This window comes from Variovorax sp. RTB1 (genome assembly GCF_035018765.1).
Taxonomy (GTDB): domain Bacteria; phylum Pseudomonadota; class Gammaproteobacteria; order Burkholderiales; family Burkholderiaceae_C; genus Variovorax.
In genome coordinates this window covers 149,921-173,887 of record NZ_JASJXG010000005.1, presented here as the reverse complement: position 1 = coordinate 173,887, position 23,967 = coordinate 149,921, and the positions used below count along the sequence as shown (strand labels likewise).

16 protein-coding genes and 6 pseudogenes are annotated in these 23,967 nt (G+C 59.1%); 9 read left to right on the top strand and 13 right to left on the bottom strand.

From position 1 onward, the window contains the following. Positions 1-34 precede the first annotated feature (34 nt). Complete coding sequence (locus QN397_RS05985) at positions 35-1,432, top strand: IS30 family transposase (protein ID WP_416352310.1); 1,398 nt, start codon at positions 35-37, stop codon at positions 1,430-1,432. Here QN397_RS05985 and QN397_RS05980 read toward each other — a convergent pair. The 3 genes and pseudogenes from QN397_RS05980 to QN397_RS05970 form a co-directional block, all read right to left on the bottom strand. Next, a pseudogene (locus QN397_RS05980) lies at positions 1,431-2,705 on the bottom strand (IS3 family transposase); the annotation flags it as partial. The gene QN397_RS05985 and the pseudogene QN397_RS05980 overlap by 2 nt on opposite strands. A gap of 128 nt (positions 2,706-2,833) precedes the next feature. Then, complete coding sequence (locus QN397_RS05975) at positions 2,834-4,780, bottom strand: putative bifunctional diguanylate cyclase/phosphodiesterase (RefSeq protein ID WP_323500358.1); 1,947 nt, start codon at positions 4,778-4,780, stop codon at positions 2,834-2,836. Between the two features lie 2,420 nt (positions 4,781-7,200). Continuing rightward, a pseudogene (locus QN397_RS05970) lies at positions 7,201-8,563 on the bottom strand (IS3 family transposase). A gap of 102 nt (positions 8,564-8,665) precedes the next feature. Here QN397_RS05970 and QN397_RS05965 point away from each other — a divergent pair. From QN397_RS05965 to QN397_RS05955, 3 genes and pseudogenes are all read left to right on the top strand, one after another. Next, entirely contained in the window at positions 8,666-8,944 is a 279-nt protein-coding gene (locus QN397_RS05965; protein ID WP_323500357.1) for a GNAT family N-acetyltransferase, read from the top strand. 122 nt (positions 8,945-9,066) lie between these two features. Then, positions 9,067-9,477 carry an MAPEG family protein gene (locus QN397_RS05960; RefSeq protein WP_323500356.1) on the top strand — a complete coding sequence of 137 codons (411 nt, stop codon included), beginning with the start codon at positions 9,067-9,069 and terminating at the stop codon, positions 9,475-9,477. Between the two features lie 139 nt (positions 9,478-9,616). After that, positions 9,617-9,899: pseudogene (locus QN397_RS05955) on the top strand (transposase domain-containing protein); the annotation flags it as partial. Positions 9,900-9,934: 35 nt separating this feature from the next. Here QN397_RS05955 and QN397_RS05950 read toward each other — a convergent pair. Both QN397_RS05950 and QN397_RS05945 read right to left on the bottom strand, forming a co-directional pair. Next, positions 9,935-10,219, bottom strand: coding sequence for a hypothetical protein (locus tag QN397_RS05950; RefSeq protein ID WP_323500355.1), 285 nt, complete (start codon positions 10,217-10,219; stop codon positions 9,935-9,937). Between the two features lie 272 nt (positions 10,220-10,491). Further along, a complete protein-coding gene (locus QN397_RS05945) occupies positions 10,492-11,772 on the bottom strand; it encodes a HAMP domain-containing sensor histidine kinase (RefSeq protein WP_323500354.1) in 1,281 nt (426 codons plus the stop codon). Positions 11,773-12,707: 935 nt separating this feature from the next. On the opposite strand from QN397_RS05945, the pseudogene QN397_RS05940 reads away from it, so the two are divergent. Beyond that, positions 12,708-12,915 (top strand): annotated as a pseudogene (locus QN397_RS05940) (IS3 family transposase); the annotation flags it as partial. Between the two features lie 145 nt (positions 12,916-13,060). Here QN397_RS05940 and QN397_RS05935 read toward each other — a convergent pair. From QN397_RS05935 to QN397_RS05925, 3 genes and pseudogenes are all read right to left on the bottom strand, one after another. Beyond that, positions 13,061-13,768: a DUF4399 domain-containing protein gene (locus QN397_RS05935; protein ID WP_323500353.1), complete on the bottom strand. Its 708-nt coding sequence runs from the start codon at positions 13,766-13,768 to the stop codon at positions 13,061-13,063. Between the two features lie 560 nt (positions 13,769-14,328). Then, positions 14,329-14,454 (bottom strand): annotated as a pseudogene (locus tag QN397_RS05930) (transposase domain-containing protein); the annotation flags it as partial. A gap of 257 nt (positions 14,455-14,711) precedes the next feature. Continuing rightward, the gene (locus QN397_RS05925) at positions 14,712-16,220 is read right to left on the bottom strand and encodes a transposase family protein (protein ID WP_323500352.1); all 1,509 of its coding nucleotides are present in this window, start codon (positions 16,218-16,220) and stop codon (positions 14,712-14,714) included. 131 nt (positions 16,221-16,351) lie between these two features. On the opposite strand from QN397_RS05925, the pseudogene QN397_RS05920 reads away from it, so the two are divergent. Continuing rightward, a pseudogene (locus QN397_RS05920) lies at positions 16,352-16,618 on the top strand (integrase core domain-containing protein); the annotation flags it as partial. 199 nt (positions 16,619-16,817) lie between these two features. Here QN397_RS05920 and QN397_RS05915 read toward each other — a convergent pair. Next, positions 16,818-17,186 (bottom strand): hypothetical protein, encoded by a 369-nt coding sequence (locus QN397_RS05915; protein WP_323500351.1) that lies wholly within the window; start codon positions 17,184-17,186, stop codon positions 16,818-16,820. Between the two features lie 187 nt (positions 17,187-17,373). On the opposite strand from QN397_RS05915, the gene QN397_RS05910 reads away from it, so the two are divergent. After that, on the top strand, positions 17,374-17,613 hold the full coding sequence (locus QN397_RS05910; protein WP_323500350.1) for a hypothetical protein: 240 nt from the start codon (positions 17,374-17,376) through the stop codon (positions 17,611-17,613). On the opposite strand, the gene QN397_RS05905 is transcribed toward QN397_RS05910, so the two are convergent. Beyond that, positions 17,606-18,037 carry a hypothetical protein gene (locus tag QN397_RS05905; RefSeq protein WP_323497051.1) on the bottom strand — a complete coding sequence of 144 codons (432 nt, stop codon included), beginning with the start codon at positions 18,035-18,037 and terminating at the stop codon, positions 17,606-17,608. The genes QN397_RS05910 and QN397_RS05905 overlap by 8 nt on opposite strands. Before the next feature lie 33 nt (positions 18,038-18,070). Then, positions 18,071-19,654, bottom strand: a complete 1,584-nt coding sequence (locus QN397_RS05900; RefSeq protein ID WP_323497052.1) for a MobA/MobL family protein — start codon at positions 19,652-19,654, stop codon at positions 18,071-18,073. A gap of 194 nt (positions 19,655-19,848) precedes the next feature. Here QN397_RS05900 and QN397_RS05895 point away from each other — a divergent pair, with 194 nt between their 5' ends. Both QN397_RS05895 and QN397_RS26735 read left to right on the top strand, forming a co-directional pair. Continuing rightward, positions 19,849-20,265 carry a hypothetical protein gene (locus QN397_RS05895; protein ID WP_323500349.1) on the top strand — a complete coding sequence of 139 codons (417 nt, stop codon included), beginning with the start codon at positions 19,849-19,851 and terminating at the stop codon, positions 20,263-20,265. Between the two features lie 909 nt (positions 20,266-21,174). After that, positions 21,175-21,579 carry a hypothetical protein gene (locus QN397_RS26735; protein WP_416352180.1) on the top strand — a complete coding sequence of 135 codons (405 nt, stop codon included), beginning with the start codon at positions 21,175-21,177 and terminating at the stop codon, positions 21,577-21,579. A gap of 73 nt (positions 21,580-21,652) precedes the next feature. Here the strand turns inward: QN397_RS26735 and QN397_RS05885 are convergent, their stop codons facing one another. Further along, on the bottom strand, positions 21,653-21,940 hold the full coding sequence (locus tag QN397_RS05885) for a hypothetical protein (protein WP_323500348.1): 288 nt from the start codon (positions 21,938-21,940) through the stop codon (positions 21,653-21,655). Between the two features lie 2 nt (positions 21,941-21,942). Next, positions 21,943-23,934 (bottom strand): molecular chaperone HtpG, encoded by a 1,992-nt coding sequence (htpG, locus tag QN397_RS05880; RefSeq protein ID WP_323500347.1) that lies wholly within the window; start codon positions 23,932-23,934, stop codon positions 21,943-21,945. Between the last annotated feature and the right edge of the window lie 33 nt (positions 23,935-23,967).

Below are 23,967 nucleotides of genomic sequence, written 5' to 3'. Positions count from 1 at the left end.
GGTGGTCGCAACATCTCAACTATGGAGGTGTTGTATGGGAAGAGCAAAGAGGTGGATGCAAGAGCAGACTGGGCGACCGGCGATGCGTTCGCCAGGTCGCCCTGAGATCAATCAGCGGCTCATCAAGCGGGCATTCTGGGGGCGAATTTCGGCAGGTTTGCAGAGCGAGGAAGCAGCACGGGCTTCCGGGGTTTCGCAGCCATTGGGCCCGCGGTGGTTTCGGCAAGCAGGTGGAATTCCACCTACGAATCTGGGCCCTGTTTCGGGTAGATATCTATCGTTCACGGAGCGCGAAGAGATTGCGCTTCTACATGCTCAGCAACTCGGTGTCCGGGAGATTGCTCGACAGCTCGGACGCGCGCCTTCGACCATCTCGCGCGAGTTGCGGCGCAATGCAGCAACCCGGGGCGGGAAGCTGCAGTACCGAGCCACGGTGGCGCAGTGGAAGGCCGAACGTGCGGCGCAACGGCTCAAGGTGGCCAAGCTTGCGCTCAACGACAGGCTCAGAGTCTATGTTCAAGAGCGTCTTGCCGGAACCGTGTTGGATGTGCGTGGCAAGCGACTGCCGGGCCCGCAAGTACCTTGGAACGGACGTCGCCATGGCCGGCGTGCAGATCGCCGTTGGGGCAGCAGCTGGAACCCGGAGCAAATCAGCCGACGACTGAAGCTTGAATTCCCCGATGATGCATCCATGCGGGTCTCCCATGAAGCCATCTATCAAGCACTCTACATACAGGGTCGGGGCGCACTCAAACGTGAGCTGACGGCCTGCCTGCATACGGGCCGCGAATTGCGAGTTCCGCAAGCCCGAACACGCCAGCGCAGTAGACACTTCATCACGCCGGAGTTGATGATCAGCGAACGTCCGGCAGAAATCGCGGACCGGGCCATCCCTGGTCATTGGGAAGGAGATCTGATCATCGGGTTGAGTTCCTCAGCAATCGGAACTTTGGTCGAACGCGCGACACGATTCACAATGCTGTTGCACCTTCCTCCTATGCCTGGTCACGGTGCTGCAGCCAATGTGAAGAACGGACCAGCCTTGGCCGGACATGGTGCACAAGCGGTGCGTGACGCAATTGCTCTGAAGATATCGACACTGCCCGATCATCTGGCCAAGTCGTTGACCTGGGATCAGGGAGCAGAGATGGCTCAGCATGCCCAATTGCGATTTGAGACGGGACTGGAAATCTACTTCTGCGATCCGAGAAGCCCATGGCAACGCGGAACCAATGAGAACACGAATGGATTGCTGCGCCAGTACTTTCCAAAGGGTACAGATGTGAGTAGGTACAACGAAAGAGAACTCGACGCAGTGGCCGCGACTCTGAATGGCAGGCCTCGAAAGACTCTGGGCTGGAGAACGCCAGCCGAGGCGCTGAGTGAACTAATATCCACCGCTCAACAGACCGGTGTGGCGACAACTACTTGAACCTAAGTTGGGCTCCGCGATCGGAGTGCACGACAGGGCGTTCGCTGTCGGCGGGAATCGCCTCGATGGCTGCGTCCAGCATCGTGTTCACGAGCTCAGCGTCCGGTCGCGTGCCGATCGTCCAGCTGACGACCTGACCATCGAAGCAGTCGATCATCGGTGACAGATACACCTTGCCGGCGGCGATCTGGAACTCCGAGACGTCGGTGAGCCACTTCTCATTCGGCGCAGCAGCCGCGAAGTCGCGTTTGACGAGGTTCTCTGGCGCTGGGCTGATCTCTCCGAGGTAGGAGCCGTATCGGCGCCGCTTCGGCTTTGCAACGACCAGGCACTCCTGCTTCATCAGGCGCTGCACCACCTTTTCTGACAAGCGCACGCATTGCCTGCTCAGCATCGCCTGGATCCGACGGTAACCGTAGCACCGGTGATTGAGTTGGAAGATGTCGGCAATCGCTTGGCGTGCGCCCGCATATTTGTCCGCAATCTGCAGGCGCGCGCGATGATAGAAGTACGAGCTGCGGGCAAGGCCTAACTCCGGCAAGAGATCCGACAGCGCATGGGTCTGTTTGAGGGCGGCAACCAGCAGCGTCTTCTCCCGGTTGGTCAGGAGCTGCAGGCTGACGCCCAGACCTTTTTTTATGATTTTACTGGCCTTCTTCAAGAGGTCGTGTTCGAGCTGCAGATGTCGGATGTCGCGACGAAGCGATTCGACTTGGCGCTCCAGCTCCGCTCGCTCGGGCTGCGGCTCTGGTGTCAAATCTTTGCGGCGTTTCATTGATGCTGGAACCTCCGGACCGGCGAGTGCGTTCTTCCAGTTGTACAAAGTCGGCCTGCTCACGCCAAGCTTCTGAGCAACCACCCGCGCATTTCCTTCACGAGTGCAGAGTTCAAGGACCGCCAGCTTCTTCAATTCCGGCGGCCGAGGCGAACTGACGACACTGCGGACAACGTGCTGCCGGGAGTCGGGTTGGAACTCACCAATCCAGGCACGCAGCGAATCTCGGCCCGGATAGCCCAACGCCTTGATTGTGGAAGCGATGCAGCACCCGTGCTCGGCGTAGTGCTCGACAGCCTTCTGCTTCTGATTTTTTGAATAACTCGGGTTTGAGTGCACGTAGCCAGACGACAGGCCGAGACGCCCCTCGTACTCCTCATGCCAGCTTTTCAATGAGTTCTTCGTCGGGTAGCCCAATTGGCGGATCGTCGCGCCGGTGCGCTTCCCCAGCTTGACGTAGAGCTCGACGGCCCGTACGCGATCTTCGTATGAATACATGAACTACCTCCAAAGGTAGTCCAAGAAATCCGCTGCACCCCCGGTGGGTCAATTTTCGGCCGGCGCCAACAGGCAGGGGAGCTAATCCTGAATGTCGTGTGGTATCTCGGCCAAAGAAGCCGACGCCTTTACACCCAAGATGGATGGCCAGACTTTCCCTCCTTGATTTCCTGATCCTTCAGGAGCCTGATGATTTCTACCGAAGTCACCGCCTTGCTGAAATAGAAGCCCTGGAACTGGTCACAACCGTGCTCTCGGAGGAAGTTTGCTTGCTCACTGGTCTCAACACCTTCTGCTACGACGTTCAAGGACAGCGATCGCCCCATCGCAATAATTGCTTCGGTGATCGCTCGGTCCTCCGAGTTGTCCGGAAGGTCCCGGATAAACGAGCGGTCCACCTTGATGGTGTCCACCGGGAAGCGCTTTAGGTTGGAGAGGGACGAATATCCAGTACCGAAGTCGTCGACTGCCAGCCTGATTCCCAAGCCACGGAGCGCCTCTAGCAATTTCACCGCTTGGCCTGCCTCCTGAATCAACATGCCTTCGGTGATCTCAAGTTCGAGGTAGCCAGGGGCTATGCCGGTTTTGGCAACGATCGAGCGTACGTCGTCAAGGAGACCTTCGTCAGCGAATTGGCGCGGAGACAAGTTTACGGCCATGCTGATGGGTCTCAGCCCTTGCTTTGCCCATGCTACTTGCTGCTCACATGCGCTCCTTAGCACCCAGCGTCCCAAAGGCACGATCAGGCCTGTTTCCTCAGCGACAGGGATGAACTTCACGGGCGATACGCTTCCAAGGTCCGGATCGTCCCAACGCAGGAGCGCCTCCACGCCTTCGATGCGCTCGGTTCGACTGTCGATCTTCGGTTGGTAGTGAATCCGGAACTGCATCCGGTCGACCGCATGCCGGAAGCTTGCTTCGAATGCCAAGCGCTCGATTGAATGCTGGTTCATCGCTGCCGAATAGAAGGCAAACCCGTTCTTGCCATCCTGCTTAGCTTGGTACATCGCAATGTCGGCATTGCGCATGAGGAGCTGCTCGTCTTCGCCATCTTCGGGGTACACGGCTATACCGATGCTGGCTGTGACCCGGAACTCGTGGCCATGGGTATTGAACGGTTGTGCAACGGCTGCCAAGGCCTTTCTGGCCAACTGCCTTAGTGAGTCCGTGTTTGAAGGTCCATAGACGAGGACGACGAACTCGTCACCCCCGAGCCGTGCGACGCTGTCGCCGGCGTGCAGACAGGAGGTGATGCGCGTCGCAACCTCTTTTAGCAAAAGATCGCCGGCTGTATGCCCCAACGTGTCATTGATATTCTTAAAACGGTCGAGGTCGAGAAACAAGACGGCGATGACGCTTGACTGGTCCTTCGCGACCGTAAGGCCTTTGTTCAGCGCGCTGCTGAACATTGCCCGGTTCGAAAGGCCGGTCAGTTCATCATGGAAGGCGAGATGGTGGATCTTCTGAGCGGAGGCTTTTACGGCGTTACCTAGTTGGAAGCCCAACATACCCGTTGCCAAGGCACAGAAAGCACCTGCCACACCCAACATATAGATGTGTACGATGGCCGCATCGATAAGTTCCTGGCGGATGCCGGTGTACTCAAGGACTACCGCTCCTGTAGGGGCTGCTCCGGCACCATTTTGCGCAAAGACCGGCACAACCATTTGCTTCAGACCATCCGTATGCCCTTTGCTCTGCTCAACAAAGGTTCGCGCTTTTCCATCGCTGATGGTCAAGCTGACCTCGTTGCCGGGATCGTGGTCGTAAGTCATGCCAACCTCGCTGGGGTCTGCGTCCGCCAAACCTTTCTTCTGGATGTCGAGAATCACGATGTCGCGCCTGTAGAGTTCGTCCAGGCCTTCAACATACGCTTGCGGATCGCCCGTAAACGCCGTGCCATAGGCCACAGACCGTGCCAGGTTGCGAGCCTCGGTTTGAGCACCTCGCTCGATGGTTTGCAACTGAACATAGATCACGCTGCAGGTATAGGCAAGCATGAAAACCAAGGCGGCCAAAGTAGCGATATGAATGCGCCTACGGACTTTGGTACCTGCTGAGGCCTTGTTAGTCAATTGGATGTCTCCGGCGCTTTGTAGACGCATCGTATATCTTTTTTATAGCCAGAAGACTACACGGCGCAGCCGCTTGTGCAGTCGCGCAAAGCGGTGATCTCTTAATTAGTTTCGCAAACTTCATGGGCGTCGGCACTGGAAAGTCAAGGGGCGTTCATCTCCGTCCAGCAGCAATCCGCCTATGTGATGATGCAATTGAAGAGGGATAGATGAATCGTGACAACGCACTGTTCTCTCGTCCACCAAAACCAGTAGAGTCTGAATTGGCAATCGACGGGGGTATACCCTTTTCTGACGTCAATGTTGTCCACGATAGAGTCTGACAAGTGAGATGCCAACGAGCCACGTGCTTCTTTGCATGCATTAAGGCTGCGACAAATGTGCCAGGTCTGTGCAGCACTGGGATGCTGTGCTGTACACAGTGGAAGTATCCAAACGGACCAGGCAAAGACAAGCTTTGTCAATCCAAGCGTTGTTACTCATTGAGAGTGAACCCTGCTTCAGAAAAGATGGAAGCAGCGAAGAGCCGTATTCGCAAGGGCAAGCTTAGTTGTGGCGTGGGATGAACCCCGCCAGAAGTTCCGCTAGTACGAACGCCGCGCTGCCCGCGATCTATGCGTTGTCTGACAGGGCGCAGCAGCTTTTGCGCGAATGGTGCCGGCTTCGGTCTGTCCCGCCGGATGAGGAGGGACTCACTGGCTTCAAGGAGGTCGGCCGTGGAACTCAAAGAGAAGTGAAGCGCGGCTAGCCCCCGGCGATTCGCGAGTGCTAGCTCATCACTCAATTCGCGCTGCGGATGTAAATCCGAATCGTCACCGGCTTTAAAAATGGTGTTCATTGCGTCGTCGACGGCATGGATGCCGCATGGATAAGCGCATGGGGTTTGGCTGAATGTTAGTGGGCGTGACCGGCAACGAATTCTAAAGAAAATCGCGCTAATCGGGGGCGATGCGGGTTGCTGCGGGGGACGCGAATATTGCAATGGTGTGTCCTCTGTGAAAAATATCATCGATGGCTGAGTTTGGGCGCGACTGCCGCCCACCTCCATTGACTGAGTGGACAAAACCATTGTTTTGGCGGCCGCGCATTTGAAAAATCTCTTGCGTGGTCAGGGCGGTCGTTCATTTTGGGACGACAGGTTGCCTGGATCGTGACTTTGTTGGCATCGATGCAAGTTCTACCGGTTCGCCCGGACTCGTTGTTTTCAGGATTTCCAGTTTGGCTTGGCCGGCCGAAAACACGGTAAAGCGTGAGGCCCAGTGCGTCATCGACCATGCGAGTCAACAAGAGGTCAATACTGCCGGACCAGCGTCGATGAGGATGCGGTGCCTGAGTCGACGCCACATGGGCTCGGTATGTCTATGCGACATCTTCAGCAGGAAGCTGCTGGCCTAGCGGCGTTGTTTGTGATGTTTTACTCGCACCACCGTGGGATCGAGACAGAGGCGTTGCTGACGCATCTACAGCGTCTCGGCCTCTGGCTATCGGCGCTTGATACCTCCGTTCAAATTTGACGTCATATTGACTGACGTTGCCGGCAGGTCGTCGACCAATCTACCCACCTGCGCTGGCGCTAGTAATTCGACTGCCACCAACCACCAGCCACCAGCGCCGACCACTGCGTTGAGCAGCAAGATGAGAAAAAGGTCGCTCAGTAAAATAGTCCAGTGATGAGCAGAAGCATTTCAAGTCTTCGACTTCGAAACCGGCTTGCGCCAGCGATTCAACTTTTGCCGCATCTTGAGTCGACGCGAGCCTACAAGCGCTCTTCCGGTCATTCCCCAGAGGCGACTTTCGGACCATCGCAGCAACGGCTTGTGCGTCGAAGATCCGGTGGCTGGGCCACGGCGATCAAACTGATCAGCCGCTAATAAAGTTTACGTTGGGCAGGTCCGCGCCATGAACGGCGCAACGCGGCCGATACAGCGTCCAAATGGCTGCCGGCGGGCGCTGGCCGGGCTTTTGCCGGATACCCGTAGACCATGATAGGGAGGCCAGCCGATTCAGGTCGGGCCTTTGAGGGCTGCGGCGGCTACTTGGATTCGCGGCGCCGCACCGATCCCCTGGTTCAAACACATTGACTCCAGATCAAAGTGCAAAGTTGGACTTGCGACGCATGCTTTAGCTGACAGCATTCGGCAGCCAGACTTGGATTGCGCCGACGGCCAAGGTGCTAAGCCGGCCATTTGTGTTTTGTTTGCAATATCTGGTCAATGTAGGTCAGCTGTTCCGGCCGAAGGCGTTGAAGCTCGGCCACTTCGGAGGGGCGCATCAAGCGCAACGACGAGAACTTCCCTAACTACGTGCGTCATGACAACTTTGGCAGCGTAAATGGAACACCTTGAAGCTCTAAAAAGGGCCAAGTGAATCGCCCCGGGATTGAACTGACCCCCAGAAGTTGGACATTGTGATCCCGCCGATCAGGCGGTGTTTCTCGACCGGTATTGAACCGGGCTAAGCCCTTTCAATCGCAGCTTGATGCGCTCGTGGTTGTAGTAGTGGATGTATTCATTCACGCCCGCTTCGAGCTCATCAACGTCGCCAAGTTTTTCAAGGTGGAAGTACTCCGCCTTGAGGGTGCCAAAGAAGCTTTCGATCACAGCATTGTCAAAGCAATTGCCTCTTCGGCTCATGCTTTGCGTTACCCCGCGATGCGCAAGCATCGCCCGGTATGGCTGCATTTTGTAATGCCAGCCTTGGTCTGAATGTACGGTCAGTCCAGCGACGTGTTTGGCCCGCGCAAGTGCCACATCCAACGTGCCGGAGACCAAGTCGAAGACAGGGCGCCTGGCCATGCGGTGCGCAATGATCTCGCCGTTGTACAAGTCTATGCAGGCCGACAGATAGAGCTTCTGCCCGTTCACGTTGAACTCGGTGATGTCGGTCGCCCATTTCTCATTGGGAGTCTTCGCGAAGAAGTCTCGCTTCAGGACGTTTGGCACGTGCACATCGCTGATTTCAGGGGCGTGCCAAGAGCGCTTCCTCGCCCGAATCAGCGTGCGCAATCCCATCTCCTTCATGAGGCGCTGGACGCAATTGTGGTTGACGGACACCCCCAGCGAATTGCGCAGCGCTGCCGTGATTCTTCGGTAGCCGTAGCGGCCTTTATGTTCACCGTAAACGGCGCGAACCTTTGCCTCCAAGCCGCTTGGCTCGATACGCTGGACGCCTTGCACTGGTAGTAGAAAGTGCTGCGCGCAAGCCCTGCTGCCCGCAGCAGGTCCGTCAATTTGTGGTGATGCCTCAATCCGAGTATCAAGCGCGCTTTGTCGGCGCAAGTGATCTCTTCGCTCGGATCAAGGCGTGCACTATTTTTAAGTACGCGACCTCCGCGCGCAGTCGCTCGTTCTCTTCGCGCAGGGTGTCCGCCGAATCGGGGATGGCCTCGGGCGGTGTCTCTGAGCAACGTCGTTCTGGCTTTGTATCTGGCTTTGTATCTGGCTTTGGCATGGTGTTCCCCAGAGCTTGCGCGTCGCCCTCAGCAATGTCGCGTCGCCAGACCACAACCTGGTTCGGATTGCGGATGTCATAGATGGCGGCGACCCGACGGCTGGACAGTCGTTCGCGGTCCTGATGTAACAGAACCTGCAGCTTGAATTCCGAACTGTAGGCGCTGCGCTTGGGGCGTAGACCGTCGATGCCGTGGAGGCGGTAGTGGCTCACCCAGGCACGGATTTTTTCCTCGGGCACTTTCCACCGCCGCGCCAACAGCTTTGCGCCGCCTTCACCTTCTAGAAAGCTATTGACGACCTGGAGCTTGAACTCCGTTTTGTACTTCTCCATGGGACTCCTTGAAGTTCGTCCAACTTCTGGGGGTCAGTTCAATCCTGGGGCGATTCAGGGCGATTCAAACCCAATGCTGGCAATGATTACCAATGCCAGCCCATGAGTCAACCACATTACCGGCATATTGGCACCTCGGCCTTCGTTCACAAGCTCGCCGTTCGCCGAGCGTGGGCGAAGAAGGGAGTCTCGACCGAGCTGCTGTCCTATGCGCGGACTCGAGCCCAAGAGCTTGGGCGTGCTCACCTTCGCCTGGACTGCGTCGCGGACCGCCACGGGCTACGAAGCCTCTATGAAAGCTTCGGCTTCGACTTGCACAGCGTTGTCACGATAGGAGCCACTTCGTTTGCGAGATATCAACTCTCGACGGCTGAACCGTAGGGCGCGCGAAGGCGCCAACCGGCTACAGTCGGGCCAGAAGCGGACTTTTGCGCGCCGCAGCCCGTCAGGTCGCCACCGCAGGGTATTCTGCGGACTTCGTTGAATTCTGAGGAGATGGAACCATGCCGAGCATGTCTGCATTCGTCCTGACCAGCTTCATCGCTTGGTCGCTGATTCTGCTTGTCCTCATGGAAGCTCTTCGTACCCGACTGGTCATGCAAAGGGCGGTCGCGGCGAATGAGTTCCAGCCCGACAACTCGAATCTGTCACCGTTCATGCAACGGCTCAGCAGAGCGCACGCCAACTGCCTCGAGGGCATCCCTGTATTTGGCGGCCTCTTGCTTATCGCTTTGGCTACCAACCGAACCAGCGTGACCGATGGGCTCGCGCCCTGGTTTTTAATCGCTCGCGTGTTCCAGTCGAGCGTCCATCTGTCGTCATTGAGCGTGCCCGCGGTCAATGCTCGATTTCTTGCGTTTCTGGCGCAGATTGGTATTGGGGCGTATTGGGTGTGGGCTTTGCTCGTCGCGTAGCCGCCTGCGCCGTGCCGGCCACGGACGGGAAGCGGCCAAAAGCCGACCTATAAATGACTCTGGCAAAGCGCTTGCAGAGACTGTTCTTCAAGGGTCGTCTCAGAATTTGCGCGCAAAGTAAGGTGAGGCGTTCGAATTTGCGCTGACGCGCTATATCGATGATGGTCGACTGCCGGCAGAGAACAATTGGATCGAGAACCAGATTCGGTCGGTGGCCGTGGGGCGCTTGAACTGGTTGTTTGCCGGCAGCTTGCGTGCGGGTCAGCAAGCCGCAGTGATCATAAGTCTGATCCAGTCGGCACGGCTCAACGGACACGACCCGTACGCGTATCTGAAGGACGTCTTCACGCGACTGCCGACGCAGCCGATGAGCTGAATCGAGGATGCTGCTGCCGCACCGTTGGAATCCGGGCACGAACTGAATCAGTACCGCGCTGACGCGCACCAGCGTTTGGCGTCAAGATGGGTTTGCCCGGTGATTACTCAAGAACAGCAGGCAGGCCGTTCCGACCGGCAGCTTGGCGCGATGGAAGAGCTCATGGCCCGAAGGGCCGCCGGCCGTGTGGCCGTGCAGCACCGAATAGCTTGCGAAGAAGGCCCCGAACATCATGATGTTGCTCAACAAAAAGAGCCAGAAGCCGTAGGTCACCACCACCCTCGCCGAAGCGGGGCCGCGCCCGGACGCGGGCACCTCTTCGCCGGAGGGCCCGTGTGTGTCCGCGTGAACGGTCAGGGCGCTCATGCGGCACCTGCCTCCAGCTCGCGCGCCGGCAGATGAACTTTGGGTGCCGGTCTCCATGAATGCCAGAGCAGTGCCGATGCAGAGCAGCCTCGATCACTTTACTTTGGGGCTGCCGCTCAAAAGCACTTGATTGATGAGTACCAGCAAATCATGGAAGCAGCGATTCAAGGCCCGCCGCTCGGTGTTGGCCTTATCAGGCAAGGGCGGGCCATGAGAGATGGTGCACACCGCAGCTGGATCCGTTCGGGATCGCTCAGAGGCGTGCAGTGGGACTACATAGTGACCGTGACGCAGTTGTCAACGCGGGCGATGGCCAGCACATCTTTTGTTACGTTCCGGAGGTTATCGTCAGTTTCGCCAGCGGGAGAATTCGCCGCCTGAGACGTCGCATCCAGGTCAAGCGTGAAGCGCGTGCCGCGGCCGACCACCGAGTCAACCTGAACCTGCGTGCCGAGTATTCGCGCCAGACGTGTGACGATGGACAGGCCAAGGCCGGCTCCATCGATCGACCCTTGGTCAGGCCGGTCAACGCGATAGAACTCCTTAAAGATATTGCCCAGATGCTGTTCAGGTATGCCGAAGCCCTGGTCCCACACCTGCACGCGAACTCCGCCGCGATGGCGCCGCGCGCAGAGCAGGATCTTCCGGTCGGGCTCGCTGTACTTGATGGCGTTACCCACCAGGTTGCCGATCATCCGCCGCATCTGCACGGCATCGGTCATCAGCAGGGATGGTGCGCCACGCCAGCGCAGCGAAATGCGGCGAGCAGCGGCGAGCGGTTCGAACTGGTTGTGAACGTCGGCGAGCAACTGCGCGATGTCAACCTGCGCGATCCGCAGCTGAACCTGGCCGCCGTCGAGGTTGGCCAGGTCGAACAGCGATTCAAAGAGTCCCCTCACCGCCTGGCTCGCCGCAGCGATCTTTGGCGCCAGTTGGATGTGCATGTCGGGGTGCTCGAGCAGGTGCTCGGCATAGAGCGACAACGCCAACACGGGCTGGCGCATGTCGTGCGACGCCGCCGCAAGGAAGCGGTTTTTGACACGCACGGCTTCGCGTGCTTCCTGTTCCCGCAAGGCGATGTCGTACTGCAGCCCGAATTGCTCGCGCTGGTTGTGGTGGATGCCTTTGCCGAAGCGTCCGAGCAGCCACCAATAGAAGAATGGCAAGCCGAGCAGCAACAGATCCGGTCCCGCGCTGCCGGATTCCTTGGTCGCTGTTATGCCAAGAAGCACTGCAATCAACATGCTGAACAGGGTGTTCGTGTAGGCCCTGGAAAGCGCAGGAACCAATGCGACAGTCGTCAGCGGCGCAGAAGCAACGCAAGCGAGCACCAGCCAGCAACCGAGCTGGTCATAGAGCGGAAGGTTGTCGAAACTGAAGAACAGCGACACGCCCCAGATTGCCCCGTGCAAAGTGAAGATCGGTCGCATGGCGGATATAAAGCCGGCCTGCATTGCCGACGTGTCCCGGCCAACCATGGCGGCGTAGGCAGCCTCGCGCCGATTGCGCCAGCCCAGGATCGCGAGTCCGGCGATCAGCCAGGTGAGCAGCAATGCTGGCTCCGCGTGACGCCAGCAGAACGCTGCGAAGACGGTCATCAGCGAGGCACCGACACGCTGGCGAAAGAGGGTGCCGCGCAAAAAGAGCCTCACCATACCCGAGCGGATCACAGCCTCGCGCGCTTCGGCCTCTGCGGAAAAGCCATCGTCAGGCTGGGTTTCTTTTTGCCCGCCAGAGATGAGACGCGTGGTCGTCGACTGCATTCGTTCGATACTCAGGTTTGCTGAAAATGGGTGAATCTAAAAAAGATTTCGGCCTAACGATCAGGCGGCATCGCTGCGTCGGCTTGAGCCTCTCTCCCGAGCACCTTGACGTGTCCGGCGGCGGCCTCCCGCCGAACGCTGTAAATCGGCTAGTGGTCAACTCGTAATGTAAACAAATGTTTACAGTTCGTAACTGAAAAAAGTCACGAACATTCCTATCTTGTGGGGGTGGCGTGGAGATTGCAGCGCGAAGTCGATCCGTGCCGTGCCGTGCCATGCCATGCCATGCACTTGCCGTCGCCTTCGCACATTTTTCTGACAGCTGTAACTCCTGGCGAACCAACATCACGTGCCTACCGAGCGCCGGAGACGCAACAGGTGACCTTGCCCTCGAAAAATGTATCCCTTGCTGAGCGTTTTAATTCAAGCAGGAGGCGGTGCGACTGGTCGAGGGTGGTCAGAGCATCGCGGCGGCGGCACGCATCTTGGGTCTGGTTGTTGACTGGAGTGAACCCCTACGGCTGGATCAGCGCGCTCCTGCGAACTAAGCCGCCTTCCGAGCAACTTGGGATTCGAATTCGTTGGGTGGAAGATAGCCAAGCGCCGAGTGAATCCGCTTTGCGTTGTAGACCTGTTGCGACCGGTCGAGAATTGACCAGTAAGCTGGCCACGACTTCAGGGCGATGCTGGCAGACTCCGCACGTCCCGCTTGACATAGGAGCGTCAACGCTTGCACTGAGACGCTCTTCGGGTCGTTGAAGGTGGAGCGACTGCACGGCAAACGGTTCAAGACCCGGCGCGAGGCGAAGGACGAAACCATCGATTGGCTGCTTTGGTACAACCGCGACCGGCTGCACTCTACTTGCATACGTCAGCCCGATGCAGTTCGAGCAGCACTGGCTTGCCAATCAGCCACAGCAAGCCAACTCATGAACTCGGCTATGGGGCACGGATTCCAGGGGCAAGCTCACTCGGTCACTCGCGACCACCGAGATCAATTAATTTTGCAACCCCGGACTTCTTCGTTATCAATGGCATGGCAAGAGGAGCCAGGTCAGTGTCAAAAGCTGACCGTACCTCATTGAACGCTGAAGCTGATCGCCTTAGCGCTCGCCTGCACCTTACCGTTGTCGTTGCTCACCCACTCAAGCAGAACCAAGTACTCCCCTTTGGGCGGCGCCAGCCAAAACTCGGTCTGACCCCCTTTGAGGTCGATGGCCTCACCTTTGGAGCCCGTGCGTTGAAGGTTGACTCGAAAATATCCTGTGCCTTCGGCATTGGCTGCGGAGTGCGACAAATTGAAGCCGCTCGCATGCAGCGCCATGCGAAACGGTGCGTATACCGTGCTGCCGGCAGCCGGCTGCATCACGAACACGCGTGGCGAGCCAAGTACGCTCGCAGGGGTTACCCCCTTGTTCTGCTTCGTGACCATGATGGTCAGCTCTTCGCTGTAGACGAAATACAGCACATGGGCATAGTTTGCGAGCAGCAATCGCACGGTGTGCGTGCCGGGTGAAAGATCCACTAAAGCTTCCATTTGACCCTTGCCAAAGTGGATGTAATTGGCGCTGAATGGCAGCGGCTTTTTCAGATCGACCGGTAACGGCGTGTCGATCAACAAATGCAAATGCCCGTGATTACCGACGGTTTTGCCGGCCGGAACGATGCCGACATTGGAAGCGCCGAAGCGCGCAACGAACGGTGATTCGACGGATTGCCCATCCTTGAGATTGGAGAAGTACAGCTCCTTGCCGAATTTACGCGCTGGTGAAAGCCACGGGCTCACGATGCGATCGGCTTCTTCTGCAGCTGGCGACTCGCCCGGTGACTGCAGTTCCTCCAGCGTTTGCGCACTGATGCATGCTGCGGCACAGCACAGGACTAGCGCTAGCAACGATCGTTCGCAGAAACGAATTCGTGCGAGGGGCAGAAGGCCACTGAATAACATCTTTTGACGTAATTATTTGTAAGAAGTGGATCATCACATCCGATTGATTCGATAAATTCTCGAAGCGAATATGACCCTAAAAATTTAGGGGAACTTCTACAGTTCTGCGGAGCAAGTGGAAAAACTGTGACAGAACGTGTCTATGTCCCGCGCGGCTGCGAAGGGCGTGACTCGTGATTTATTGAACATTTCCGCACGCCTCAAACACGCGCAAAAAGATCAGCTTCAGTGGAGCAACTGACCTTATCTGAGGCCACGCTGCTCAAGTGGGAACTTGACATGTTGCACGCAATGCTCACTGCATGAGGCAGCGGACCTTTACGGTTGCCGGTAATCAGTAAGCGGCCAGCCGTCCCACCTTGACGGCAATTAGCGAAGCCCGTTAAGCGATGTGTTGTTCAGTTTGCGGGCTGCCAGAGGTGCGGAAGCAACTCGTCTATGCGGCTGTTCAGATGTGTCGGCAGTCGCGTGAGCACGTCCTTCAGGTAAGCCCACGGATCGTAGCCATGCAACTTGGCCGACTGCATGTCTAGCGTCAATCTGGATGAGAGGCGTGTTGCCTCACGAAGGAATGTTACCCGCCGGCCGCTTGTCGTTTTGGCTCTCTATCTGCCCTGTTCAATTCAATGATCGAAGGCTGTGGGCATGTGGTCGAAGGCTGCGGCAGTGGGCAACGCAGGCCGCACAGCGGCGCGTTGTCCACGGTCGCAGCCGGTGCGCCGCAGGCGCATCGTCCACATGTCCATAGTCTGCCGGGCGCGAAGTTTTCGCGGCGGCTGTTTCACACTTCGGCTGGTATGCCGGTCGACTTGCGCAGCCGGCCCAGGATCATTTCTCGCGCCCGCTCGGCGCGCCAAGCTTTGACCCGGCGTTGCAACGTTCGCAGTTGCGCGTTGCCGGCATACGCTTCCGGGAACATCGTTGCCAATCGGTTCATCAACTCGTTGCCCGAAGCGGACGGCTCGGCAATCAGCCAGCCGTCGACAAGCGGCCACGCGTCGGCGAACGGATCAACCTTTGTCCGCCACCAGTGCTTGGCGCCGGGCTGTTTGCGATGCGTGGGTCGGGCCTCTCCATCCTTCCACGCCGTGGACAGGCTCATGAGGAAGGCGTCGACGTCCGGCGACCTGCCTGGCGCAGCGTCGCTTGGCGTGCCGTGCGCTGCGATCTCACTCAGCGTTTGCTGCGCCTCCCGAATCTCTTGCAGCAACTGCACCGGGTCGAGGCTTTCGAGCTGCGCCTTCAGCCGCGCCTTGATCGCCGTCGTTGTGCTGGCGTGAGCCAGCAGCCGATCGCAAGGCGTTGCTGGTGTGAAGTAGATCTTGTGCACCCTGGCGCCGTCGCGCGTCTTGGATTTCAGCTTGAACGATGGCTGGAAGAAGTTCACGTACAGGCGAGATGACGCGTACAGCGTCGCAAGGGCCTTCGTCGCTCCGACCCCACTCAGACGGCCGTAGCCGACCAGCCTGCGCACGATGGAGCCGTTCTTCTGCTCGACCCAGGCCTGATCATTCTTCTTGTAGGCACGCGAGCGGGTCTGCACGAGGCCATGGCCTTTGCAGTAGTCGAACACGCTCTCGCTCATGAAGGCGCTGTCGTTATCGGAGTCCACGCCGAGCATGGCGAACGGCAGCTCGCCCGCCACCTGCTCGAACGCCCCGACGATCAGCATCTGTTCCCGCATTCTCATGGCGACGCACTCGGTCCATCCCGTGGCAATGTCCGTCATGGTCAGCGTATGAACGTAGTCGCCATCCGTCTTCGGGCCGCCACAGTGCTCGACCATGTCGATCTCGAAGAAGCCTGGCGGTGGGTCTCGCCAGTCGGAGAAGGTGCGCACTGGGATACTGCGTCGGATGGCCGAGCCCACTCCCTTGCGGCGCTTGCGCTGTCCGTCGATGTGCAAGCGCGCAGCGGCGAGCATGCGGTCGATGGTCGCTGCACTGACCTGAAGCACCTTGGTCCTAATGATCGGATCCAAGTCGAGATGGCCGTGACGTTCCATCGCGTCGACCAGGAGCGGGATCAGCGCCTTCAGCCGTTTGCCGCAGACCCGATCTGCCGCCTCCCACAGCATCGTCAGCGCTTGGCGCACCGCCTCGTCGTAGAGACGATTGCGCGCTCGCGCAGCACTCGTCTTCGTGACCTCGTCGCGTAGCACTCGGATCGCATGCTTGCGGTGATAGCCGGTCAAGGCCACGAATTCATCGAGGATCTTGATCCGGTCGCCGAACGCCGCGCTGCGATACCGCTCCCGCAGCGCCTCGACCAGTTCCTTGCGTGTCGTCATGCTGATTTGCCTTGTCACGTTGTGCTCCCGCTGGACAATCCAACGGGTAGCAAATTACGTGAGGCAACAGGTCAGCACGAGTAGCATTTTTGATGCGGCAATGCGCCGGCCAAGGTAATTGTCGTCAACCAAACGTGTTCATTGAGCGGCTGTGGCGCTCGATCAAGTACGAGGAGGTGTACCTGCACGCCTACGAGAGCGTCGGCCAGGCCCGCACCGGGATCGGCCGGTACATTGAGTTCTACAACACCCGCCGACCGCACTCGAGCTTGCAAGCCCGCACACCCGATGTGGTGTACTTCGACTCGCTGCCATGGCCTTTGGTTGGCGACAATTGGTTTGTCCGGCGCATTGACTCAGTAGTTTTGCTACCCATGCTGACCTGTTGCCTCACGTAATTTGCTACCCACCGGATGGTCCGGCGGGAGCAAGCAACGTGAAGAGGCAAGTCAGCATGACCACACGCAAGGAGCTCACTGAGGCGATCCGTGAGCGATACTATGGGCATCCGGCGTCGACCGGAGCCGCATCCTCGATGAGTTCGTGGCCGTCACCGGCTATCACCGCAAGCACGCGATCCGCTTGCTTGCAGATGCATCACCGAAGCCGGCGCGACCGCCGAGGAACCGCGTGTACGACGAAGCGGTACGGCAAGCGTTGATCGTGTTGTGGGAGGCAGGCGACCGCGTCTGCGGCAAGCGCCTGTAGACGCTCATCCCGATCCTCGTCGTTGCCATGGAGCGGCACGGTCATCTGCAGCTTCACGCGGATGTCCGCGCCCGGCTCATGCAGATCAGTGCCGCCACCATCGAGCGCACCCTGGCCGCCACGCGTGTCAGCACCGACGGCCAGCGCAAGCGCAGAACAGGCGTGGATGCAGCCATCCGGCGCAGCGTTCCGGTTCGCACCTTTGCCGACTGGAGAGACCCGCCACCGGGCTTCTTCGAAGTCGACATGGTCGAACACTGCGGTGGCTCCAAGATGGGCTGTGACTTCGTCCATACCCTGACGCTCACCGACATCGCCAGCGGCTGGACCGAATGCGTCGCAATGCCGGTACGCAATCAGGCGCTCATCGTGGAAGCGCTGTCCATCGTAGACGTATCCCGAGCGGCTGCAAGAGGCCAAGATGAGCTAGATCGTCTACCAGAACATGCCGGGTGCCGTACTTCCCTTCGGCATGCTTGGCGTCGACACCGACAACGACAGCGCCTTCATGAACCAGACCGTCTTCGACTACTGCCGGGCGCATGGCCTGCAGCAGACGCGTTCGCGTGCATACCGCAAGAATGACCAGGCTTGGGTCGAGCAGAAGAACTGCTCGGTCGTGCGACGTCTCGTCGGTTACGCAAGAGTGTCGGGCCTGCCAGCAACGCGCTCGCCGGTCAGATAAGAGCCGCGGTAAGGCTCCATCTTGGCCCAGCGGAGAATACATTGGCTTGGTCTCTTGACGTGGCCATGACCCGTACTGGCTCCCCAGCGGGCCTGTTCGTCGTGGGCTTCTTTGAACCCGGCAGCCACTGCCGCAATTCTTTGCGCACCAAGCCCAGATAGACCGGCTTGCGCCGCTGCAAAAAGTCCACGATAGATCCGCAATCGCTGCCGTCGCCGGTGCTGAAGTACACGTCGTGACCGTCCTGCTTCCGGATCACAATGATTTTGTCGCCACCCAGCTTCAACACCTTCGAAGCGGCGCTGCTCTCCCCTTCCACCAGCTCGTAGCCGAACTCGGCTTGAGCGTAGTCAGTCAACGAAATGTCCGACTTAAAACGGCTAAGTTCTGCGTCCATGTTGGCCTTTACGACTAATTCGGTCATTGCTCACTTGCTGTCCCCTTGACTGTCCCCTCGCTATCGAGGGCGGTCGATCTCTCGATCGATCTGCGGATCTCGCTGCCGTGGCTGCGGCGGGGGTGGCGCCAGATTCCGCGGCGGCTGCACGAGCTGGCCCTGCGTCTTGTCGTACGTCACGACGATCTTGTCCCGCGTCGTGATCTTTTGGTTGTTGATGAGTTTGTTGATCCAGACGGCATTATCGAGCTTGCTGATGTCGTGCAGCACGACTGACAGATCGCCAGTGCGCTGTCCGATGTGCGTGTCTGTGATGTAGACGATCGGGCCTTCGTAGACCTGCTCGCTTCGAGCGATGCTCACGATCCACTCCACTTTCCCCGGTCGTAAGCCATCGAGGCGCACAAGAAGATCGTCGTAGTATTTTTTCGTGACCTTCGCGCCGATCACCACGCCGTCAGCCCGGGCCGTAGCTGGTGCTACGGGCTGCGCTGGCGCAGCGGGTGGGAAATTCATAGCCTTTGGCGGAATAGCGCGCTCAGTGGCTGCCCGAACCTTTGCTTCTCTGGCTTTGGCCTTGGCTTTCCTGTCCTCGGCTCTCTTGATCGCGGCTTCTTTGGCTTCGGCGGCGAGCTTCGCTTCCGCCTCTTTCACCTCTGTTGCGAGCTTTGCCTGTGTGGCCAGGTTCGCCGCCTGGCCGAATCGGCTCATCCTCGATGCCGCTGCCGGCGCCGGTTGCTCGACCTGGTGGTTTACGCCGGCGTCGTCTCTTTCACTTCGAGCTCCGCCAGCTTCCCCGAATAAATCTGTTGGCGTCTTCGTCATCAGCGCCTTAAGCGCAGCAGCACCCCGAGCCATCCGAAGGCTCACGAGTCGATGCAGTCGACGCTCTCCAATGCGGATGCTTTGCTCAAGCAAGACCGACAAGGTGCGGTCCTGACGTGCAGCCAGGACGCGCGCGACCTCGGGCGTCTTAGCTGCTATCCGCTTGGGCCCGAGGTGCTCCTCAGGAGCGCGCTCGATTCCTTGGGCCTTCAGGCTCAGGTGCGTCACGCGGTCGGGCAGATCGAGCTTCTCTAAATGCTTGTTTTGCAGCGCGGCGAATCGCTCGCGCAATGCAACGAGCTCGGCCTTTCGTTCCGCCACCATCTTCGGCTCGCCGCGGGCCTTCTTGCAGCCGCCGCGCTCGGGCTCTTTCAGATTCGCGCGCTTGAAATAATGCTCCGGCGTCTTTCGCTCTACCGCGTCATGCGTGCGCTCCGAAAACATGATGTGAGCGTGCGGCTGCTCGCCGCCTTCGAGTGCTGCGCGGGGACAGTGAATCGCGTAGGTGCAGACATGCAGGATACCGATCTCGGTCGCGATGAAATCGCGCACGAGGTCGAGGCGCTGCTCGGAAGTCATTTCGCGGGGTAGCGCGATTTCGTATTCTCGATAGCCCGCCGCGTTCGCGCGTTCGAGACGGTCGCTTTGCTCCCAGAATTCGTGCGCGTTGGTTGCCCACTCGGGCAGGTTCAGCGTCTCGGAAAAAGCGAGATCGTCACGATCTCTGGTTTTGTATTTCCCCGCCCGCTCGATGTAGTCCGCGTGCGCACCTCCCTGCCCTCCGGCTCCGGCTTTGGCGGCGATATGAAATGAGACCATTTTCCCCGAGTTTAAAGCCAGCGGCAGGCGAGCGAAGTTTCTTGCGTAAAACTACTAAGTGCGCCTATGTAAATCTGAACCCTTCCCGCGTGCGTCTCGAAGGCTATCTTGTCTCTGATTCCCGTTTTACTCCTAAAAGCCCGACTACATCGCACTACCTTAAACTTTGTGCACTACAAAAAACAGGCAACAACATGAGAACGAACTTGGAACGCTCCGAGAAACTGAGAACGGATATTGAAGCACGGGAGAAAAGACTGGTCACTCAGAAAAGCACGATCGCCAATTTGAAAAAGGCAAAGCTCAAAATCGATCACCTCGACGTGGCTTCAAAAAGAAAGGCGGACACCCGCAAGAAAGTCCTCATCGGCTCTTACATCCTGGGTGAAATGGCAGTCAGGGAGGAAATCAAAGCGGACGTGCTTGCTGGCCTGGACCGCTTTCTGACCCGTCCGGACGAGCGCGCCCTGTTTAGACTCGACCCGCTGCCGGTCGTTTCCGCCGATCCCGTCCGGACCGACCCGCTGCCCGTAGTCGTTTCCTCTACTGGCGTCAGGACGGGTCAGGGATTCGATCAGTTAGCAACGAACGCCCAGATTTCACCTTCCTGAAATGCGTCGTAGAAGGCTTCATCGGAACTAGGGACCTGAGGGAAGTGGCCGCCGCCGGCTTCCTCCCCGTCGTCGAATAACTCCCGGCCCGGCCTCGAACCCGGGCGCCTCGAGCCCGTGCGAAAAACTCCCGGCCCGTGCCTGGCGTCACCGATAGCGTGGCTGCGGGCTGGATGCAGCCGGTCACTTTGGTGAAGTCGAACTAAGTCGGACTAGCCTGAGGACCGGCCTTAGCAGCCGCCCAATTTCTAGACCTCGCATTTCCGCTAAACGCTCTTGGTGTCGGTCAATCTGCGCTTGAATCGTGCGCCGCCTGATTTCCCACTGTGCAGCTGCAAGCATGGACGCGTGCTTATCCGCTTCACGTTCATGCACCAACTTCGCCTTGACCGTAAGTCAAACCTGAAACTTGCAATCTCGGTCGAAAGCAATCTGGAGTTCACGAGCTAAAAACTGGGACAGAGCCACACCCGATGCGACCGCAACAAAAGCCGAATCACGCAACCGATATGACTCAGCGTTGGCTGCTTCTAGCTCAGAGTCCTGCGTAGCTAAATAAGTTTGCAGTACCTCCCTGTGTAGGGCACGGGGTCTCCAAGTGAAAGAGAACATGGTCGGATGCGGCGACATGCGCGGCTTGCCAAAGAGCATCCGCCGTAGCTGGAGGCGCAACAGGCACGGAAATGGGCCCTATGAGCTGCATCATGGCCACGAGCTCAGCACGGACGTCGTTCCTGTGCCGCTGATGCGTACTTCGGCGGTGCATGACCGGTGATTTCGACATCGTGACCGAAGAGGTTTCGAGCTACATCTGACCGGTTGCACGGTCGGTGCTGACGTTGCGTATGAAGCACCCGCTGGGCATGGCCTTGCGCTTTTTGAGGGCCGCGTTCAACACCACAGTAACGCATGATCAAGGACATGCTCGGACTTAAGCACCAGAGCTGCCTGTCGCACGAGCGCATCGCCCAGAGCCTCTCGATCTCCAAGGAAGCCGTTGCCAAATACCTCAGCTTGGCCGATGCGGCCGGGCTTGACTGGCCGTCAACGGCCGAACTGGACGAGGCCTCGCTGAGACGCCGGTTGCTGAGCGGCGGCATGGCGCTTAGCCGCGTGGTCGAGCCCGACTCCACGCACGTACCCGTCGAATTGTGCCGCGAGGCTGACCGTCCGGTCCATACATCGAATGCGCGAGCACACACCTCCTCGCTCCGATTCACGGCAGCCGACAACGGAATTACAAGGCACGCACATTCGCCTTGGTTCCAAACGGCCGGGAAACCGGTCTCGATCCGTATTTACCAGCCCAAATGAACAAAAGCGAGTTCGGGACGAATCCCTGCAAAAGCTCTGCAAGCTCTCAGTGTGCCTCTCCGCCTCCGCTGCATCAGCGCGTGCTCGCTGGCGGTGCCGACTCGTATGTTTCGACGATGGCGGGCACCGGTGTCGCCACCGAGCCCTCGATGCGAGGTGGCGACGCCACGGCGCCTGCGGGAGATGTCCGCCGAAACAGCGCATCGGGCGACAGGCTCAAGCCGACACCGAAGCCCTGACCCGAGGCGCCCGCCACGCCGACGCCGATGCCAGCGCAACCCGACAACGTCAGCGACATCAACGCAGCAGGCAACCCAATGAACAGCGCCATCGACATGCCGATGCGATGGCGCGCCTGCATCGTCAGACCAGCAGCGCGTTGACGCGGCGCACGTAAGCGGCAGGGTCCGCCGGCAGCCCGCCTTCGGCCAGCAAGGCCTGGTCGAACAGGATGTTCGCCAGGTCGTCGAAGTGAGCCGACGTTTCCAGCTTCTTGACCAGCGGATGATCGGCGTTCACTTCGAGCACCGGCTTGAGTTCCGGCGCGGGCTGGCCGGCCTGCTTCAGCATGCGCGCGAGCTGCGTGCTCATGCCGCCGTCCTGCACCACGAGGCACGCGGGCGAGTCGACCAGGCGCGTGGTCACGCGCACGTCTTCCGCCTTGTCCTTGAGCGCGGCCTTCAGCTTTTCGAGCATCGGCTTGAACGACTCGGCCGCCTCTTCAGCCGCCTTCTTCTCGCCTTCGTCTTGCAGCTTGCCCAGGTCGACCGCACCCTTGGCCACGCTTTGCAGCGGCATGCCATCGAACTCGTTGAGGTAGTTGAGCGCCCATTCGTCGACACGGTCTGTCATCAACAAGACTTCGATGCCCTTCTTCTTGAAGACCTCGAGCTGCGGGCTGTTCTTTGCGCCTGCCATTGTGTCGGCGGTGATGTAGTAGATGGCGTCCTGGCCCTCTTTCATCCGCGCCTTGTAGTCGGCGAAGCTCACGCTCACCGTGTCGGTCGTGCTCGATGCAAAGCGCAGCAGCTTGGCGATGCGATCGCGGTTGCCGTTGTCTTCGCCCAGGCCTTCTTTCAGCACGGCACCGAACTCGGCATAGAACTTCGCGTACTTGCCGGCGTCTTCGGACGTGGCCGCTTCGGTGGCGTCGTCCTTCTTGTCGACGACATCGGTCACGCCGTCGCCGGCCGTTTCAGCAGGTGCGGCTTCGACAAGTGCAGTCGCCTTCTTCGCCAGGTCTTCCAGCATCGACAGCACGCGCTTGGTGCTGCCTTCACGAATCGCCTTGACGTCGCGGCTCTCTTGCAGCAGCTCGCGGCTGACGTTGAGCGGCAGGTCGGCCGAGTCGATCACGCCTTTGACGAAGCGCAGGTAGCTCGGCATCAGTGCCTCGGCGTCGTCCATGATGAAGACGCGCTTGACGTAGAGCTTGACGCCCGCGCTCTTGTCGCGGTTCCACAGATCGAAGGGCGCCTTGGCCGGGATGTAGAGCAGCTGCGTGTACTCGGTCGAACCTTCGACCCGGTTGTGGCTCCAGGTCAGCGGTGCCTCGTAGTCGTGGCTGATGGCCTTGTAGAACTCGACGTATTGCTCGGGCGTGATGTCTTTCTTGGCACGGCTCCACAAGGCATTGGCCTTGTTGATGGTTTCCCATTCGCCGGTCTTGACCATGTCGCCGGGCTGATCGTTTTCGCCCTCTTTCCACTCCTCTTTTTCCATCAGGATGGGCAGCGAGATGTGGTCGGAATACTTGCCGACGATCTGCTTGATCTTCCAGGCGTTGAGGTATTCCTCGGCGTCGTCGCGCAGATGCAGCGTGACCGTCGTGCCGCGGTCGACGCGCGTGATGGTGTCGACGTCGAAGTCGCCGGCGCCACCACTGACCCAGCGCACGCCGTCTTCGGTCGGCAGGCCGGCACGGCGCGACTCGACCGTGATCTTGTCGGCCACGATAAAGCCGGAGTAGAAACCCACGCCGAACTGGCCGATGAGCTGTGCGTCGGCCTTTTGGTCGCCGGAGAGCTTGCTCATGAAGTCCTTGGTGCCGCTCTTGGCGATCGTGCCGAGGTTGTCGATCGCCTCCTGCCGCGACAGGCCGATGCCCCGATCGGCGATGGTCAGCGTGCGGGCCGTCTTGTCGAAGCTGATGCGGACATCGAGCTCGGGCTGGTTCTCAAAGAGGTCCGGCTGGTCGATGGCTTCGAAGCGAAGCTTGTCGCAGGCATCCGACGCGTTGGAGATCAGCTCGCGAAGAAAGATCTCCTTGTTCGAATACAAGGCGTGCGTGACCAGGTGAAGCAGTTGGGCGACTTCGGCCTGAAAGGGGAGTTTGGTGCTGGAGGGTTCGGACATGGCTCAGACGTGGGTGCGAAAGACGAAAATTCT